This window comes from Aggregatibacter sp. oral taxon 458 str. W10330 (genome assembly GCF_000466335.1).
Classification (GTDB): domain Bacteria; phylum Pseudomonadota; class Gammaproteobacteria; order Enterobacterales; family Pasteurellaceae; genus Aggregatibacter.
On the sequence record NZ_KE952625.1, the window covers coordinates 16,739 to 33,685 of the forward strand.

Genomic DNA, 16,947 nt, shown 5'->3' on the forward strand with positions numbered 1-16,947 from the left:
AAGCCGCACGTTTAGCCGAAGAAAAACGTAAAGCGGATGAGGCAGCACGTTTAGCGGAAGAAAATCGCAAAGCCGATGAAGCCGCGCGTTTAGCCGAGGAAAAACGTAAAGCCGATGAAGCGGCGCGTTTAGCCGAAGAAAATCGCAAAGCGGACGAAGCCGCCCGTCTAGCGGAAGAAAAACGTAAAGCAGAAGAAGCCGCGCGTTTAGCGGAAGAAAATCGTAAAGCAGAAGAAGCAGCACGTTTAGCGGAAGAAAAACGCAAAGCGGACGAAGAGGCACGTTTAGCGGAAGTAAATCGTAAAGCGGAAGAAGCAGCGCGCCTAGCGGAAGAAAAACGGAAAGCGGAAGAAGCCGCACTCTTAGCGGAAGAAAAACGTAAAGCAGAAGAAGCCGCACGCTTAGCGGAAGAGAAACGTAAAGCCGAAGAGGCTGCACGTCTAGCCGAAGAGAAACGCAAAGCAGAGGAAGCTGCGCGTGCCGTTAAGCAAAAAGACATGATCAGCCGTTATTCCAACAGCGCATTGTCCGAACTTTCAGCAACGGCAAATAATGTCTTGTTTGTACTGGATGAATTGAATAAACAACTGGTGTCAAATGATACTGCGTCTGTATGGGTCAATACGTCGAATCGCTCTCGTCGTTATGGCTCAGATGATTTCCGTAGCTACAAACAAGAAACGCATTTAACCCAACTTGGCGCACAACACATTGACGATAATTATCGTCTTGGACTGTTGTTCTCTCATGCTCGAGCAAACAATACCTTTGATGATAACATCGGCAGCAAAAATCGTCTGACCATGTTGTCGGCTTTCGGTAAATACGATTTTGCTAACGGCTTGAATGTCTTTGCCGATATGAGTTACGGTTCAAGTGCGGGTGAAATTCGTGGTGAATTGCAAGACGCAGATATCCAACGCCATATTGTGGCATTGGGTGCTGGGGTAGGTTACCAACTGAAGTTAGGTAAATTGGCGTTTAAACCGAATGCAAGCGTACATCGTTACCATATTTCAAGTGAGGATTATCAATACGATCAATCTCGAATTCATACGCCGTCCGCGAATTTTAATGTTTACCAAGCCGGTGTTACGGTGGATTACACCTTTGGCCCATGGGCGGGTGTCATGCTTCGTCCGTCCGTGAGCGTCAATTATGTGGATGCCTCCGATTCCAAGCTTGCCGTACAGGTGAATCAGGTACCATTGATGCAACGTTTTGACCGTTATTGGCAGCAAGAAATCGGTTTAAGTGCCGGTTTCGGCGGTTGGCAGGTCGGCGGTTATGCTGCCCAATCTCGCGGCAAACAGTTGGATAAACAACATCAGTTTGGTTTGAAAGTAGGGTATCGTTGGTAAAGCAATCGAACCCGACAGAAATAAGCACAAAAGATGATAGCATTGTGCAGTTATCGAATTATTCTTATTTAGAAAGGTAAAAAAGATGAAAAAACACCTCAAATTCTGACCGCACTTTTGCTTGGTTCTGCCTTGGCGGGCAGTGTATTTGCCGCGGAACATCGCCCAAATATACCGAATGCAGAGTATGAACTTGAGAAAGTCTTGATTTTTAGCCGCCATGGATTACGCTCGCCGGTGGAAAAAGATCCGCAAGAAATGGCGAAATATTCCCCGTATGAATGGGCAAAATGGAATGTACCATCAGGCTATCTCACGGCAAAAGGGACGGTGTTAGAAACCTATTTCGGACAATATTTAGGTCAATGGCTTGCAGATAAAGGGTTATTAACAACTGAACGTTGTGCATCGGGCGAAGGTATTTTCGCTTATGCCAATGGAGTGCAACGCACCATTGCAACAGGGCAAGCCATTGTGGCTGGCGCATTTGCGGGCTGTAATGTTCAACTGCAACATCATGGTAAAATTGGTTCAGAAAAAGATCCAATTTTTAACACGCAGGCGCACAATCCAAGTCAAGCCTTGATTGAATCGGCAAAAAATAACGTTGATTTAACCGCTTTACAGCAAAAATTAGCGCCGAATTATGCGCTATTAAGTGAAATCATCGATTACAAAAACTCACCAAATTGCGTGCAAAAAGGCGAATGTGATTTAGGTGGAAAAGTCGGTGAATACAGTATTAAAGACGGCAAATCGGTTAAAATTACCGGCGCTATTAGCACAGGGAAGAAAATTGTCAGTGCATTATTGCTCGCCCATTATGTGGGTAAGCCTTATGCAGAAATCGCAAACGGTCGTGTGGATAGCCAAGAAAAATGGCGTGCAATTAACGAAATTAAAAACGAATATTACCGCACTTTATTTAAAAATAACGAGGCGTTAGCACAAAATGCCTCATACCCGTTATTGGCATTTATTCAGCAACAGCTAAATAGTGAAAACAAAATTAACTTATTGGTTGGACACGATTCCAATATTGTCGCTCTGCTTGCAGCACTAGGTGTTGAGCCTTATGAGTTAGATGATTCATTGGAAAATATCCCCATCGGTGGCAAGTTGCTATTTGAAGTGTGGAAACACAAACCAAGTGGCAAGCTCAAATTTAAGTTAGATTATGTGTATCAAAGCACTGAACAGCTGATTAACATCACGCCATTAAGTTTAGTGACACCACCAAACCAAACAGCATTAACCCTTAAAGGCTGTGAAAAAGATGAAAAGGGCTTTTGTGATTATGAGCGGTTTCAACAGGTGTTGAGTGAAGGGATTGAGAACGGCAAGAAGTAGCTTTCATGTAACCCTATGAAAAATACTTAAAAGAGAATTCGCAGAAATTGCGAGTGGATCAAACGGATGCGGAAAGAAAGCTATGGCAACGCATCAATCGAGATCAATTATTAGGTTTTCGATTTAATCGACAAAAGCCACTTTTAAGTTATATCGTTGATTTTTATTGTGCGAAAGCAAAGCTGATTATCGAATTAGATGGTAGTCAGCACTATGAACCTGATTATCAGGAAAAAGACGCATTGCGAGATGCAGAATTAAATTCACTTGGTTTTACGGTGATGCGGTTTAGCAATGATGAAGTCATGCGTGAAATTGAAGCGGTAGTCGAGCAGATTTATTTGTTTTTAGAGAATGTAAGGGCTGATTGAGTATAAGGTTGGATTAACTTCTGCTAAATCTCCCCTAACCCCTCTTTGCTAAAGAGGGGGAATTCTTGAGTAAATTGACAGTAGCGGGCTATTTATATTTTAGAATATAAGGGATTGTTGAGTATGAGGTTGGATTAACCTCTGCGACAAACGCTTGCGTTTGAACGTTGCTTTAGCAACGGCACGAAGTGCGAGCGAAGCGAGTAAATCTCCCCTACCCCTCTTTGCTAAAGAGGGGAATTTCTTGAGTAAATTAATATTAGCGTGGGCTATTTATATTTTAATTTCAATATAGATTAAATCATCTGCTTTCAAAAAACGTTAAAGTAAAACATAGATATTTAACTCTGCAAAGCTCCAATCCCCTCTTTAGCAAAGAGGGGTAGGGGAGATTTGGTAGAAGTGATAACGAAGAAAATAATCAAATAGGACATGAATTTCTTAATTTACACACGCTATAAGAGATAACGGAAAATATAATGAAGCAACATACTTATCAAACTACCGTAGAATGGGTTGGAAATTCAGGGAGAGGCACTTCTTCTTATACCGCGTATGAGCGGGATTTTATTGCTTCGGCACCGAATAAACCTAATATTTTAGGTTCTGCTGATCCTGCTTTTCGTGGTGATAAAACACGTTGGAACCCAGAAGATATGTTATTAGCCTCCATTTCTGCCTGTCATAAATTATGGTATTTACATTTTTGTGCCGTTAATAACATTATTGTGCAAGAATACCGTGATGAAGCAATAGCAATTATGGATGAAGGCAGTTCTGAACAAGCAGGACGTTTTATTTCAGCAACATTAAAACCTCGTGTAAGAATTTCAAGTGAGTCGGATGCTGTTAAGGCATTGGCATTACATGAAAATGCGCATCACGCGTGTTTTATTGCAAATTCACTTAATTTTCCAGTGAAATGTGAAGCTATTATTGAAAAAGATTAAATTAAAATAAAATGGTGCCAAGGTGCACCTTACCAGAGAAAACAAAATGACAACCCAAAACTTCCTAGTAGAAATCGGCACAGAGGAGCTGCCACCAAAAGCTCTCAAAACATTAGCAACCTCTTTTGCGGATAACGTTGAAGCGGAATTAAACCAAGCAGGTTTAACCTTCGACAAAATCGAATGGTTTGCGGCACCGCGCCGTTTGGCGGTGAAAGTGTTGAACTTAGCCACACAGCAACCAAGCAAAGAAATCGAAAAACGCGGGCCGGCAGTGTCAGCCGCTTTTGACGCGGAAGGTAAACCAACTAAAGCGGCAGAAGGCTGGGCGCGTGGTTGTGGTATTACCGTTGATCAAGCAGAGCGTATTGCGACTGATAAAGGCGAATGGCTCGTTCACCGTGCGAAAATTGAAGGTCAACCGACTAAAAACTTACTTAACGACATTGTGGCTAATGCCTTGGCAAAACTGCCAATTCCAAAACCAATGCGTTGGGCAGACAAAACCGTGCAATTTATCCGTCCGGTACACACGGTGACCATGCTGTTAGGCGATGAGTTAATCGAAGGCGAAATCTTAGGTGTGGCAAGTGCGCGTACTATTCGCGGTCACCGTTTCTTAGGTGAAAAAGAATTTGAAATTCAACATGCAGACCAATATCCACAATTATTACGTGAAAAAGGTTCTGTAGTAGCCGATTTCAACGAGCGTAAAGCAGAAATTCTTGCAAAATCTCAAGCAAAAGCGACCGCACTTGGCGGCGTAGCAGACATTGAAGAAAGCTTGCTTGAAGAAGTCACTTCCTTGGTGGAATATCCAAACGTGTTAGCGGCGAAATTTGAAGAACGCTTCTTAGCGGTACCAGCCGAAGCCTTGGTTTACACCATGAAAGGTGACCAAAAATATTTTCCGATTTATGATAAAGACGGCAAATTATTACCGCACTTTATTTTCGTCTCGAACATTAACCCTGACGATCCAAGTGCGATTATTGAAGGGAACGAAAAAGTGGTTCGTCCACGTCTAACCGATGCGGAATTCTTCTTCAAAACCGATTTAAAACAAAAACTGGTTGATCGTTTACCACGCTTAGAAACCGTGTTGTTCCAACAACAACTGGGTACATTGAAAGACAAAACTGACCGCATTGAGCAATTGGCAGGCGAAATTGCAAAACAAATCGGTGCAGACGAAGCGAAAGCAAAACGTGCGGGATTGCTGTCAAAATGTGACTTGATGACCAACATGGTATTTGAATTCACCGATACGCAAGGTGTAATGGGCATGCACTATGCTCGTCACGATGGTGAAGACGAAGAAGTGGCGGTGGCGTTAAACGAACAATATATGCCACGCTTTGCGGGAGATGAGTTACCGAAATCCTTAGTGGCAAGTGCTGTCGCTTTGGCGGATAAATTTGACACTTTGACGGGTATCTTCGGTATCGGACAAGCGCCTAAAGGCAGCGCAGACCCATTTGCATTACGTCGTGCAGCATTAGGTGCATTGCGTATTATCGTTGAGAAAAACTTACCACTGGATTTAGAAGATTTAGTGAAAAAATCAGCCGCACTTTTCGGTGATAAACTCACCAATCAAAACGTGGTTGCTGATGTCGTGGACTTCATGCTCGGTCGTTTCCGTGCATGGTATCAAGATGAAGGCATTGCGGTGGATGTGATTCAAGCGGTATTGGCGCGTCGTCCAACCCGTCCGGCTGATTTTGATGCGCGTGTGCGTGCGGTTTCTCATTTCCGTACCCTTGATTCTGCGGAAGCCTTGGCGGCCGCCAATAAACGTGTGGCGAATATTTTGGCGAAAGTGGAAGGCGATATTGGCGCAGTTGATGTGGCGTTATGCATTGAGCCGGCAGAACAAGTGCTTGCGCAAAGCGTGTTAAGTTTGGCAAAAGAGGTTCAGCCGTTAATCGCACAAGGCGAATACACGGCGGTGTTGGATAAACTCGCCGGCTTGCGTCAACCGGTAGATAACTTCTTTGACAATGTGATGGTAAATGCGGAAGACGCGAAATTGCGCCAAAACCGTTTAGCCATTTTGAACACGTTGCAAGGCTTGTTCTTACAAGTGGCGGATATTTCGTTGTTGCAATAACGCCTGTGCTTTATGGCAGAGTTGCCGGTTAAATGGCGTTTTGCCGAATGTTAAGGAACGCTCGCAGAGGCTTGATTCTGCGGGTGTTTTGTTTTCATACGCTTATCGCAAAGCATTATATGCGATTCCGCTGATAACCCGTGGTGTCAGGTGATTTCTTCCCAATTAATCCAACAATAGTGCTAACCTTATGATGTCAAAAGAGAATTTCGAACAGCATACGCCGATGATGAAACAATATCTGCAACTCAAAGCGGAGAATCCGGATATTTTGTTATTTTATCGCATGGGCGATTTTTACGAACTGTTTTATGACGATGCAAAACGCGCCTCCGCACTGTTGGATATTTCGCTGACCAAACGAGGACAATCTGCAGGGCAGCCAATTCCTATGGCTGGCGTGCCTTATCACGCGGTGGAAGGCTATTTAGCGAAGTTGGTGCAGTTAGGGGAGTCCGTCGCCATTTGTGAACAAATCGGTGATCCGAATACGGCGAAAGGCCCCGTTGAACGCCAAATTGTGCGCATTGTCACGCCGGGCACGGTGAGTGATGAAGCGTTGTTACCGGAACGGCAAGACAACCTCATTGCCGCAGTGTATCAAGAAAACGATCACTTCGGTTTGGCGACCTTAGATATGACATCCGGTCGTTTTCAGCTATGCGAACCGCAATCCAAAGCGGATTTGCAAACGGAATTACAACGCATCGCGCCGGTAGAATTGCTCTATTGCGAAGATTTTACCGATTTTCAGTTAATTGAACACGCTAAAGGTTTGCGTCGTCGCCCTATTTGGGAATTCGAGCTAAAAACCGCCATTCAACAGCTTTGCCATCAATTTAATACCAAAGACTTGCGCGGATTCGGCGTGGAAAAAGCGATTCTGGGTTTATGTGCCGCCGGTTGTTTATTGCAATACGCACGCGAAACGCAACGCACCGCCTTGCCGCATATTCAAAGCATTCATCTCATTCAACACAGCGAAAATATTCAGTTGGACGCGGCAACCCGTCGCAATTTGGAGCTCACTCAAAATCTGGCGGGCGGTACGGAAAACACGCTGGCGGCAGTGTTGGATAAATGTGTCACCCCAATGGGGAGTCGTTTGCTCAAACGCTGGATTCACCAACCGATTTGCGATGTAGAAAAACTCACGCAACGCCAACAAGCCATTGGGGCGATTTTAGAGCAGGATTTAGTGGCAGATTTGCAACCTTATTTGCAACAAGTGGGTGATATGGAACGCATTTTGGCGCGCGTGGCTTTACGCACCGCCCGCCCGCGTGATTTAACCCGCTTGCGTACCGCTTTAGAGCAGATTCCTTATATAAAAAATCGGTTGGCTGAAAAAACATCCGACAAAATGACCGCACTTTACCAACAACTGGGCGATTTTTCAGCCCAATTTGACCTTTTACAACGGGCGATTATTGACAGTCCACCTGTGTTAATTCGTGATGGTGGCGTCATTGCGGCAGGTTACAATGCAGAATTGGATGAATGGCGTGAATTATCTGACGGTGCAACTCGTTATTTAGAAGATTTGGAACAACGAGAACGGGAAAGCACCGGTATTGATACGTTGAAAATCGGATTCAATGCCGTGCACGGTTATTACATTCAAATTAGCCAAGGGCAGGCCCATAAGGCGCCGATTCATTATGTGCGTCGTCAAACCTTAAAAAATGCCGAACGTTATATCATTCCTGAACTGAAAACCTATGAAGACAAGGTGTTGAAAGCAAAAGGCGCTTCTTTGGCTCTGGAAAAGCAGCTATACGATGAAATTTTCGACCAATTATTACCGCACTTGGGTGACTTACAGCTCGCCGGTTTGGCATTAGCCGAATTGGATGTGCTCACCAATTTAGCGGAGCGGGCGGAAAGTCTGAATTATGTGGCGCCGACCTTCTCGGCACAAACGGGCATTCATATTCAAAATGGCCGTCACCCAGTGGTGGAGCAAGTATTGAAAGAACCGTTTATTGCCAACCCAACAGAGCTTACCGAACAGCAACATTTTCTCATTATCACCGGCCCGAATATGGGCGGTAAAAGTACCTATATGCGCCAAACAGCGCTGATTACCTTAATGGCGTATATGGGCAGTTTCGTACCGGCAGACAGTGCCGTCATTGGCCCTGTTGATCGTATTTTTACCCGTATCGGCGCTTCTGATGATCTCGCTTCCGGACGTTCAACCTTCATGGTAGAAATGACGGAAATGGCGAATATTCTGCATCAAGCGACGGATAAAAGTTTGGTGTTAATTGATGAAATCGGCCGTGGAACCTCCACTTACGACGGTTTGTCCCTCGCCTGGGCTTGCGCCGAATGGTTAGCGAAGAAAATCCGTTCTTTAACCTTATTCGCCACCCACTATTTTGAGCTCACCGTGCTACCGGAGCAGGTGCAGGGCATCGGTAATATTCATTTAGATGCCATTGAGCATAATGACACCATCGCTTTCATGCACGCCGTACAAAAAGGCGCTGCCAGTAAAAGCTACGGTCTTGCTGTTGCTGCCTTGGCGGGCGTGCCACAACAAGTCATCAAGCTTGCCAAACAAAAACTGGCGCAATTAGAAAAACTATCACAGCAAAATGCCAACCAACAGATTCAGGATCTGCGTTTATTAAATCAACGCCAAGGTGAATTAGCATTTGATCGGGCAGAAGATGAAAATAAGGATATGCTATTGAATATGTTACAAGAATTAGATCCGGATGAATTAAGTCCAAAACAGGCATTGGCCTATTTGTATCAGTTAAAGAAAATGGTGAAAGGGTGATATTAGTGATTTTCGAATAAATCGGAGATTTTTCATCTGAAGTGCGGTCACAAAATCCAACGGATTTTGAACGTTGGGTTTGTCAAGGGCTCCATTAAATTGAACCATCGAAATCAATTCAATTATGAGTCATTTCTGCGATATTTTCATTGTGAACCCAATAAAAAAACCGACATGGCTGTCGGTTTTTTGATATCGGTAAATTAGACACTTATTGCGGTTTTTAATTTTTTCAGTGCGTTGGTTTCGAGCTGACGAACGCGTTCGGCAGAAATATTGTATTTTGCTGCCAAATCTTGCAACGTAGCTTTGGTTTCATCCAACCAGCGGGCTTTGATAATGTCTTGGCTACGGGCATCCAAGTTATCCAAAGCCACAGTAAGTCGGTCGGTAGCTTGTGCTTCGTAGTTTTCATTTTCTAATTCCGCTGCAAAATTGGAGCTTTTATCTTCCAAGTATAATGCCGGTGCATAGGTTTCTTCATCATGATCATCGGTTGGTAAATCAAAGGTGACATCCGCTCCAGTCATACGCGATTCCATTTCCACTACATCTTGCGGGGATACGCCCAACTCATTGGCGACCATGTCCACTTCGTTTTCATTAAACCAACCTAAGCGTTGTTTGGTTTTGCGTAGATTAAAGAACAACTTACGTTGCGCTTTGGTCGTCGCAACTTTCACAATACGCCAGTTACGCAAAACGTATTCGTGAATTTCCGCTTTGATCCAATGCACTGCGAAAGACACTAAGCGAACACCGACCTCCGGGTTAAAACGCTTAACCGCTTTCATTAAACCGATATTGCCCTCTTGAATTAAATCCGCTTGTGGCAAGCCATAACCGGAATAGCCACGGGCAACATGGATAACGAAGCGCAAGTGAGATAACACGAGTTTTTTGGCCGCTTCAATATCTTCGTGGTAATACAAACGTTCCGCGAGTTCCTTTTCCTCTTCCGCTGTTAACATCGGGTATTCGTTCGCTGCGCGAATATAGGCTTCTAAGCTTCCTTGGGGAACTAACATCATAGTTTGAGTTTCTTTATCCATCATCTTCCTTCTTACTGACATCACCAAGCTTGATTAAGCTCAGTTATAACATAATTCATCAGAATTTCAATCGGTTTGGACGATTGAATTCGATCATTTCACGGTTAATATGACCTATTTTTAGCCTAAAAGTTCTTTTGTTGACTAAAAAAAGTGCGGTCAAAAAATCCAACGGATTTTTAACGTTGGCTTTGCCAACGGCGCCACTGGTACGAACAATCGAACTGGATTCGATTGTGAGTCATCTTTTACCTGTTTTCTTTATTTATACTTGCTGAAAAAAGCATTACGCATCACGTTTTTTGCCCACCAACATAGTCAAGAACATCACCACTAATGCCGGCACTAACCATGCTAAGCCATTATCATATAATGGGAAATTACTAAGGAATTGTTTCATGCCATCAGATAATAACCCTACGTTATTTAAACTGTCGCACAGACTAAAACACACCGTTATCGCAATGGTGGCGCGATAGGTTAATTTCACACAAGGCAATTTAGCGCGGACGAATTGCAATACCACCAACATAATCGCCACCGGATAAATTAATAACAACGCCGGAATGGTGACTTGTAATAATTTCGTTAAACCGTTTTCGGAAATGATGGTCGTCATGACAGTAAACACCACCACCCAGAAAGAATATGGCAAGCGGTTAGAGAATTTAGCGAAATAGTAAGCACAAGCACTGGTCACGCCCACTAAAGTGGTTAAACTTGCCAAGAAGATGATACCGGACATAATCCAAGAACCTTCTTTGCCAAATAACACGTTTACATAACGAGAAAAAATTTGACCGCCATTGCTGACGCCTTGCGCCACTTGGTCACTGGTTGCGCCAAGATAGAAAAGGGAGAAATAAAGTGCGGCTAATAAAACCACTGAAATGCCACCGGCGGATATGGTGTAACGCATGATTTTTTGCGGTTCGGTGATATTTTTTGCGCTTAACGCACGCGCTACGATGCCACCGAAAGCAATCGCTGCCAAGACATCCATGGTTTGATAACCGCTAATTAAACCGGTAGTCAATGCTGAACTGTCCGCATAGCTTTTGCTTGGCGCGACAATATCCGACAAGGGAGAGATAAAGACGGTTACGGTCACCACCACTAACAACACCAATAATGCCGGGGTCATAAATTTGCCTACGCTGGAAATAATGGTGTTCGGTTTCAGCATAAATAGCATGGCGATAATGTTGAAGACTACCGCAAAAATTAGATGATTTCTTGACGTGTCTGCCACTATATCCAGTGGTATAAATGCCATTTCGTATGCCACGTTGGTAATGCGTGGCATCGCAAACGTAGAACCAATGACCAAATACAACGTGGCTAAAAATAAGACCTCTGCCCATTTGGGAAGGTCGCGGGTGAGTTCCTCGCCACGACCTAACACAGACACTACAACCAGCGTGATAAACGGCATTAATACGCCGGTGACCACAAACCCAAAAGCGGCTGTTGCCCAATGTTGCCCTGCCGTGTAGCCTTCCATCGGCGGAAAAATAATGTTTCCTGCGCCTAAAAACAGGGCGAAAATCATCATGCCTAAAACAAGAATATCTTTGCGTGAAAACATAGTCGTTTCTCTTCAGTAATAAAATAAAGACGCATTTCGGATTCTACTATAAAAGCCTGATTATTCGTAACGAAACGATGAAAAACACATAAAAAACATTGTATTATTTGACCGCACTTTTCCTGTAATTCTCTGTTCGGCAATTGAGTTCATTCTGCCTTTGTTGTAAACTACGCTCCCGTCTTGATAGATTATATTTATCCTAATTTTCCATCCATCCCAATAGCAACAAATAGGTTTCTTATGGCTACCAATTATATTTTCGTCACAGGCGGCGTAGTTTCTTCGCTTGGTAAAGGCATTGCAGCAGCATCACTTGCCGCGATTTTAGAAGCGCGCGGCTTGAACGTCACGATCATGAAACTTGACCCTTATATCAACGTCGATCCAGGCACCATGAGCCCAACCCAGCACGGTGAAGTTTTCGTGACCCAAGACGGTGCAGAAACCGATTTGGATTTAGGTCACTATGAGCGTTTTATTCGCACCAAAATGACCAAGCGTAACAACTTCACCACCGGTAAAATCTATTCCGAAGTGTTACGCAAAGAGCGTCGCGGTGACTATCTTGGCGCGACCATTCAAGTGATCCCACACATTACCAACGAAATCAAAGCGCGCGTGATTGATGGCGCCGCAGGGCATGATGTAGCCATCGTAGAAGTGGGTGGCACCGTGGGCGATATTGAATCGCTCCCGTTCTTGGAAGCCTTGCGCCAACTTGCCGTACAAGTGGGACGTGAACGCACGATTTTCATGCACTTAACGCTTGTTCCTTATATTCCGACCGCCGGCGAAGTCAAAACCAAACCAACACAACATTCCGTGAAAGAATTGTTGTCCATCGGGATTCAACCGGACGTGCTGATTTGCCGTTCTGACCGCATGATTCCGCCAAATGAACGCGCCAAAATTGCGTTATTCTGTAACGTGCCGGAACGCGCGGTGATTTCGTTAAAAGATGTGTCTTCCATTTACCAAATTCCGGCACTCTTGAAATCTCAAGGATTGGATGATTTCATTTGCAATCGTTTCCACTTAACTTGCCCGGAAGCCGATTTATCCGAATGGGAACAAGTGTTGTATCAACAAGCCAACCCGACGGGCGAAGTCACTATCGGTATGGTGGGTAAATACACCGAATTGCCGGATGCCTATAAATCCGTAAACGAAGCGTTAAAACATGCCGGTTTGAAAAATCGTTTGAGTGTAAATATCAAATACATCGACTCACAAGATGTAGAAACCAAAGGTGTTGATATCTTAAAAGGCTTAGACGGTATTTTAGTACCGGGCGGCTTCGGCTATCGCGGTGTCGAAGGCAAAATTCTGACTGCCCAATATGCGCGTGAAAACAACATTCCGTATTTAGGTATTTGCTTAGGGATGCAAGTGGCGTTAATCGAATTTGCCCGTAATGTTGCCGGCATGAGCCATGCAAACTCTTCCGAATTTGACCGCACTTGTGAACAACCGGTAGTCGGGTTAATCACCGAATGGCAAGATGCCGACGGCAAGACTGAGGTTCGCAGCGATAAATCGGATTTAGGCGGCACCATGCGTCTTGGCGCACAAAAATGCCATTTAGTGGAAGGCAGTTTAGCACGCAAATTATATGGTGCCGAAACTATCGAAGAACGTCATCGTCACCGTTACGAAGTCAATAATGTCTTACTTCCACAAATCGAAAAAGCCGGCTTGAAAGTAACCGGTTTATCTGCTGATAAAAAACTGGTGGAAATCATTGAAGTGCCGAACCACCCTTGGTTTGTTGCTTGCCAATTCCACCCGGAGTTCACGTCCACGCCACGTGATGGGCATCCATTATTCGAAGGCTTTGTGAAAGCGGCAAAAGAGAATCAGAAAAAATCTGATTAGTGGTTTTTTAGAACATAAGAAAAAAGGCAGGGTAACCTGCCTTTGTGCTTTCTATGATGGATTTAAAATGCCAAGAAACAACAGAAAAAAGCCGAACAGTGATTTTGCTGTTCGGCCTGTTGTTTTAAAGTGCGGTCTGAAATTAAAGAATTTCTTTCGCTTTAGCGACCACGTTATCCACCGTGAAGCCAAAGAGTTTGAACAATTGGTCTGCCGGGGCAGATTCACCGAAGCTGTGCATACCAACGATACGACCGTTGAAACCGACGTATTTGTACCAGAAGTCGGCAATGCCTGCTTCAACAGCCACACGTTTAGTCACCGCGCTTGGCAATACGGCTTCGCGATAAGCCTCGTCTTGTTTGTCGAACACGTTCGTACTTGGCATAGAAACCACACGGATTTTTTTGCCTTCTGCGGTTAATTGTTCTGCCGCTTTCACTGCCAATTCCACTTCAGAACCGGTCGCAATGAAAATCAGATCCGGCGTGCCGGCGCAGTCTTTTAATACATAAGCACCGCGCGCTACGTTAGCTAATTGCTCAGAAGTGCGGTCCATTTGTGCCAAGTTTTGACGGGTGAAAATTAATGCGCTTGGGCCATCGGTTCTTTCAATCGCCGCTTTCCAAGCAATGGCAGATTCGACTTGGTCGCAAGGGCGCCATGTGTTCAAGTTCGGGATTAAACGCAATGCGGAGGTTTGCTCAACCGGTTGGTGGGTTGGACCGTCTTCGCCTAAACCGATGGAATCATGGGTGAACACGAATAAGCTGCGTTGTTTCATTAATGCCGCCATGCGAATCGCGTTGTGGGCATATTCCATAAACATTAAGAAGGTTGCGCCATAAGGAATGAAACCGCCGTGGAGCGCAATACCGTTCATGATTGCTGCCATACCGAACTCACGTACGCCGTAGTTGAGGTAGTTACCATCCACGTTTTGAGTCGCGCGAATCGGTTTAGATCCGGACCAAAGGGTGAGGTTGGAACTTGCCAAATCGGCAGAACCGCCAAGTAATTCCGGTAACACTTTCGCGTAAGCTTCAATGGCATTTTGTGAGGCTTTGCGGCTTGCAATACTTGCCGGGTTCGCTTGTAAATGCTCAATGAACGCTTGAGATTCTTTTGCCCAATCTGCCGGAAGGTGTTTCTCCATACGGCGGGTAAATTCAGCGGCTAATTCTGGATAAGCTTTCCCATAGGCAGCGAATTTTTCATGCCAGGCTTTTTCTAGCTCTGCGCCTTTCGCTTTTGCATCCCATTGTGCATAAATATCAGCTGGGATCTCAAACGGTGCGTAATCCCAGTTTAGTGCTTTACGGGTTAATGCGATTTCTTCATCACCTAATGGTGCACCGTGGCAATCGTGAGAGTTAGATTTATTCGGGGAACCGAAACCGATAATGGTTTTACAAATAATTAAGGTCGGTTTGTTGGTTTCCGCTTGCGCTTGTTTAATCGCCTCAATGATTTGTGTCGGGTTGTGACCGTCGATTGCCGGAATTACTTGCCAGCCGTAAGCTTCAAAGCGTTTTTGTGTATCATCGGTAAACCAACCGTCAACATGACCATCAATAGAAATGTTATTGTCATCGTAGAACGCAATTAATTTACCTAAGCCCAAGGTACCTGCTAAAGAACAAGCCTCGTGGGAAATCCCTTCCATTAAACAGCCATCGCCCAAGAAAACATAGGTGTGGTGATCCACGATGTTATGACCGTCACGGTTAAATTGACCTGCCAACGTTTTCTCTGCAATCGCCATACCGACTGCGTTAGTAATACCTTGACCTAGTGGGCCTGTAGTGGTTTCAACGCCGGGTGTATAACCAAACTCTGGGTGCCCCGGTGTTTTGGAATGTAATTGACGGAATTGTTTTAAATCTTCAATAGATACATCGTAACCGCTTAAATGTAACAAGCTGTAAATCAGCATAGAACCGTGGCCGTTAGATAGCACGAAACGGTCGCGGTTAGCCCATTGTGGGTTGGTTGGGTTGTGGTGTAAAAAATCACGCCATAATACTTCTGCGATATCCGCCATGCCCATCGGTGCACCCGGGTGACCAGATTTGGCTTTTTGCACCGCATCCATACTTAAAAAGCGAATGGCATTGGCGAGTTGTTGACGAGTTGACATTGTGCCTCCTGATTGAGATAAATTGACAAAATAGGGTGTGCTCATAAAAAAGTGCGGTCAGATTTTTCAGCGTTTTTAAACACGGAAAATGTCCACCGCACTTTTGCTTAATACATAACTAATAAACCATTACCATTTAGACAGTAACATCTCTTCTAATTTACCTTGGTCAACGGCAAATTTACGAATACCCTCGGCCAGTTTTTCCACTGCCATAGCGTCGCTGTTATGCTGCCAATAGAATTCCGCTTCGGTTAATGGTTGTGGTTTGGCCTGTACTTCGCCTTGGAAAGCCAGTTTTCTCACCACGGCATTTGGGGTTTCATGTAAGGTTTTTAACAACGGCGGAGCAATGGTTAAACGGTCGCAACCGGCTAATTCAATGATTTCGCCTACATTACGGAAACTTGCGCCCATCACTACAGTTTTGTAGCCATATTGTTTGTAATAGTTGTAAATTTTGGTCACAGAAATCACGCCCGGATCTTCTGCCGGCGCATATTCTTTTTTATCGGTGTTAGCTTTATACCAGTCTAAAATACGGCCTACAAATGGCGAGATCAAATAAACACCGGCTTCTGCACAAGCGCGTGCTTGCGCTTCGGAGAATAATAAGGTGAGGTTACAGTTGATGCCTTCTTTCTCTAAGATTTCCGCAGCACGGATACCTTGCCATGTAGAGGCGATTTTAATCAAAATACGATTTTTATTAATACCTGCCGCTTCATATAACGCAATCAATTTTCTTGCTTTTGCAACGGTCGCCTCGGTGTCATAAGAAAGACGCGCATCTACTTCAGTAGAAACACGGCCAGGGACTAATTTTAAGATTTCCAAACCAATGTTGACCGCCAATTTATCTTCCGCATCAACAAGTTGCTGTGCTTTGTCCTGACTTTGTTGTTTACCATAAGCAATTGCTTCATCAATCAATGCTGCATACTGAGGTAACGCTGCCGCACTCAGAATCAAAGATGGATTCGTTGTAGCATCTTCAGGTTTATATTGACGAATGGCATCAATGTCACCGGTATCGGCAACAACAACGGTAAGTTCGCGAAGAGTATCTAACTGGTTAGTCATAATGTATTCCTTATGTATTCCTTTAATTGGAGGATGGGAAACGAGTTGAATCGTTAAGAGAGCTATGTTTTATTCATAGCAGAAATCGTTAAAAAATATAACCGCACTTGTTATAGAAAGCAACTCTTAAAAAGCGTGTTCATAATAATGAAATCAATAGGTTTCATCTTTAAGAACAGGTTGGATACTAAGGATCGCTGAAGTAAAGAAAGTTGTTAATTTGATTAAATTATCTTCAATCAAAACAAAAAATGAAAAAAAAGCTAAAAA

Annotated in this window: 9 protein-coding genes and 2 pseudogenes; 7 read left to right on the forward strand and 4 right to left on the reverse strand. The window is 44.2% G+C overall.

The window, feature by feature from the left end; genetic code table 11:
• The 6 genes and pseudogenes from HMPREF9065_RS0109625 to mutS all read left to right on the forward strand — a co-directional run.
• Positions 1–1,361, forward strand: a 1,361-nt coding sequence (locus HMPREF9065_RS0109625; protein ID WP_021616979.1) for an autotransporter outer membrane beta-barrel domain-containing protein, incomplete at its 5' end; no start/stop codon positions are given.
• A 102-nt stretch (positions 1,362–1,463) separates the two neighbouring features.
• Positions 1,464–2,711, forward strand: a complete 1,248-nt coding sequence (locus tag HMPREF9065_RS00850) for a histidine-type phosphatase (RefSeq protein WP_033002777.1) — start codon at positions 1,464–1,466, stop codon at positions 2,709–2,711.
• An 11-nt stretch (positions 2,712–2,722) separates the two neighbouring features.
• Positions 2,723–3,082 (forward strand): annotated as a pseudogene (locus HMPREF9065_RS09750) (DUF559 domain-containing protein); the annotation flags it as partial.
• A 479-nt stretch (positions 3,083–3,561) separates the two neighbouring features.
• Complete coding sequence (locus HMPREF9065_RS00840; protein WP_021616983.1) at positions 3,562–4,032, forward strand: OsmC family protein; 471 nt, start codon at positions 3,562–3,564, stop codon at positions 4,030–4,032.
• 46 nt (positions 4,033–4,078) lie between these two features.
• On the forward strand, positions 4,079–6,145 hold the full coding sequence (gene glyS, locus HMPREF9065_RS00835) for a glycine--tRNA ligase subunit beta (protein WP_021616984.1): 2,067 nt from the start codon (positions 4,079–4,081) through the stop codon (positions 6,143–6,145).
• 190 nt (positions 6,146–6,335) lie between these two features.
• Entirely contained in the window at positions 6,336–8,936 is a 2,601-nt protein-coding gene (gene mutS / locus HMPREF9065_RS00830) for a DNA mismatch repair protein MutS (RefSeq protein WP_021616985.1), read from the forward strand.
• A 203-nt stretch (positions 8,937–9,139) separates the two neighbouring features.
• On the opposite strand, the gene rpoH is transcribed toward mutS, so the two are convergent.
• A complete protein-coding gene (gene rpoH / locus HMPREF9065_RS00825; protein ID WP_033002779.1) occupies positions 9,140–9,988 on the reverse strand; it encodes an RNA polymerase sigma factor RpoH in 849 nt (282 codons plus the stop codon).
• Positions 9,989–10,274: 286 nt separating this feature from the next.
• Positions 10,275–11,729, reverse strand: a pseudogene (brnQ, locus tag HMPREF9065_RS00820) (branched-chain amino acid transport system II carrier protein).
• A gap of 90 nt (positions 11,730–11,819) precedes the next feature.
• Between brnQ and pyrG the strand changes: the two are divergent.
• Positions 11,820–13,454: a glutamine hydrolyzing CTP synthase gene (gene pyrG / locus HMPREF9065_RS00815; protein WP_021616990.1), complete on the forward strand. Its 1,635-nt coding sequence runs from the start codon at positions 11,820–11,822 to the stop codon at positions 13,452–13,454.
• 142 nt (positions 13,455–13,596) lie between these two features.
• Here pyrG and tkt read toward each other — a convergent pair whose 3' ends face one another.
• Together tkt and tal are read right to left on the reverse strand one after the other, a co-directional pair.
• A complete protein-coding gene (tkt, locus tag HMPREF9065_RS00810; RefSeq protein WP_021616991.1) occupies positions 13,597–15,594 on the reverse strand; it encodes a transketolase in 1,998 nt (665 codons plus the stop codon).
• Positions 15,595–15,723: 129 nt separating this feature from the next.
• Entirely contained in the window at positions 15,724–16,677 is a 954-nt protein-coding gene (gene tal / locus HMPREF9065_RS00805; protein WP_021616992.1) for a transaldolase, read from the reverse strand.
• Between the last annotated feature and the right edge of the window lie 270 nt (positions 16,678–16,947).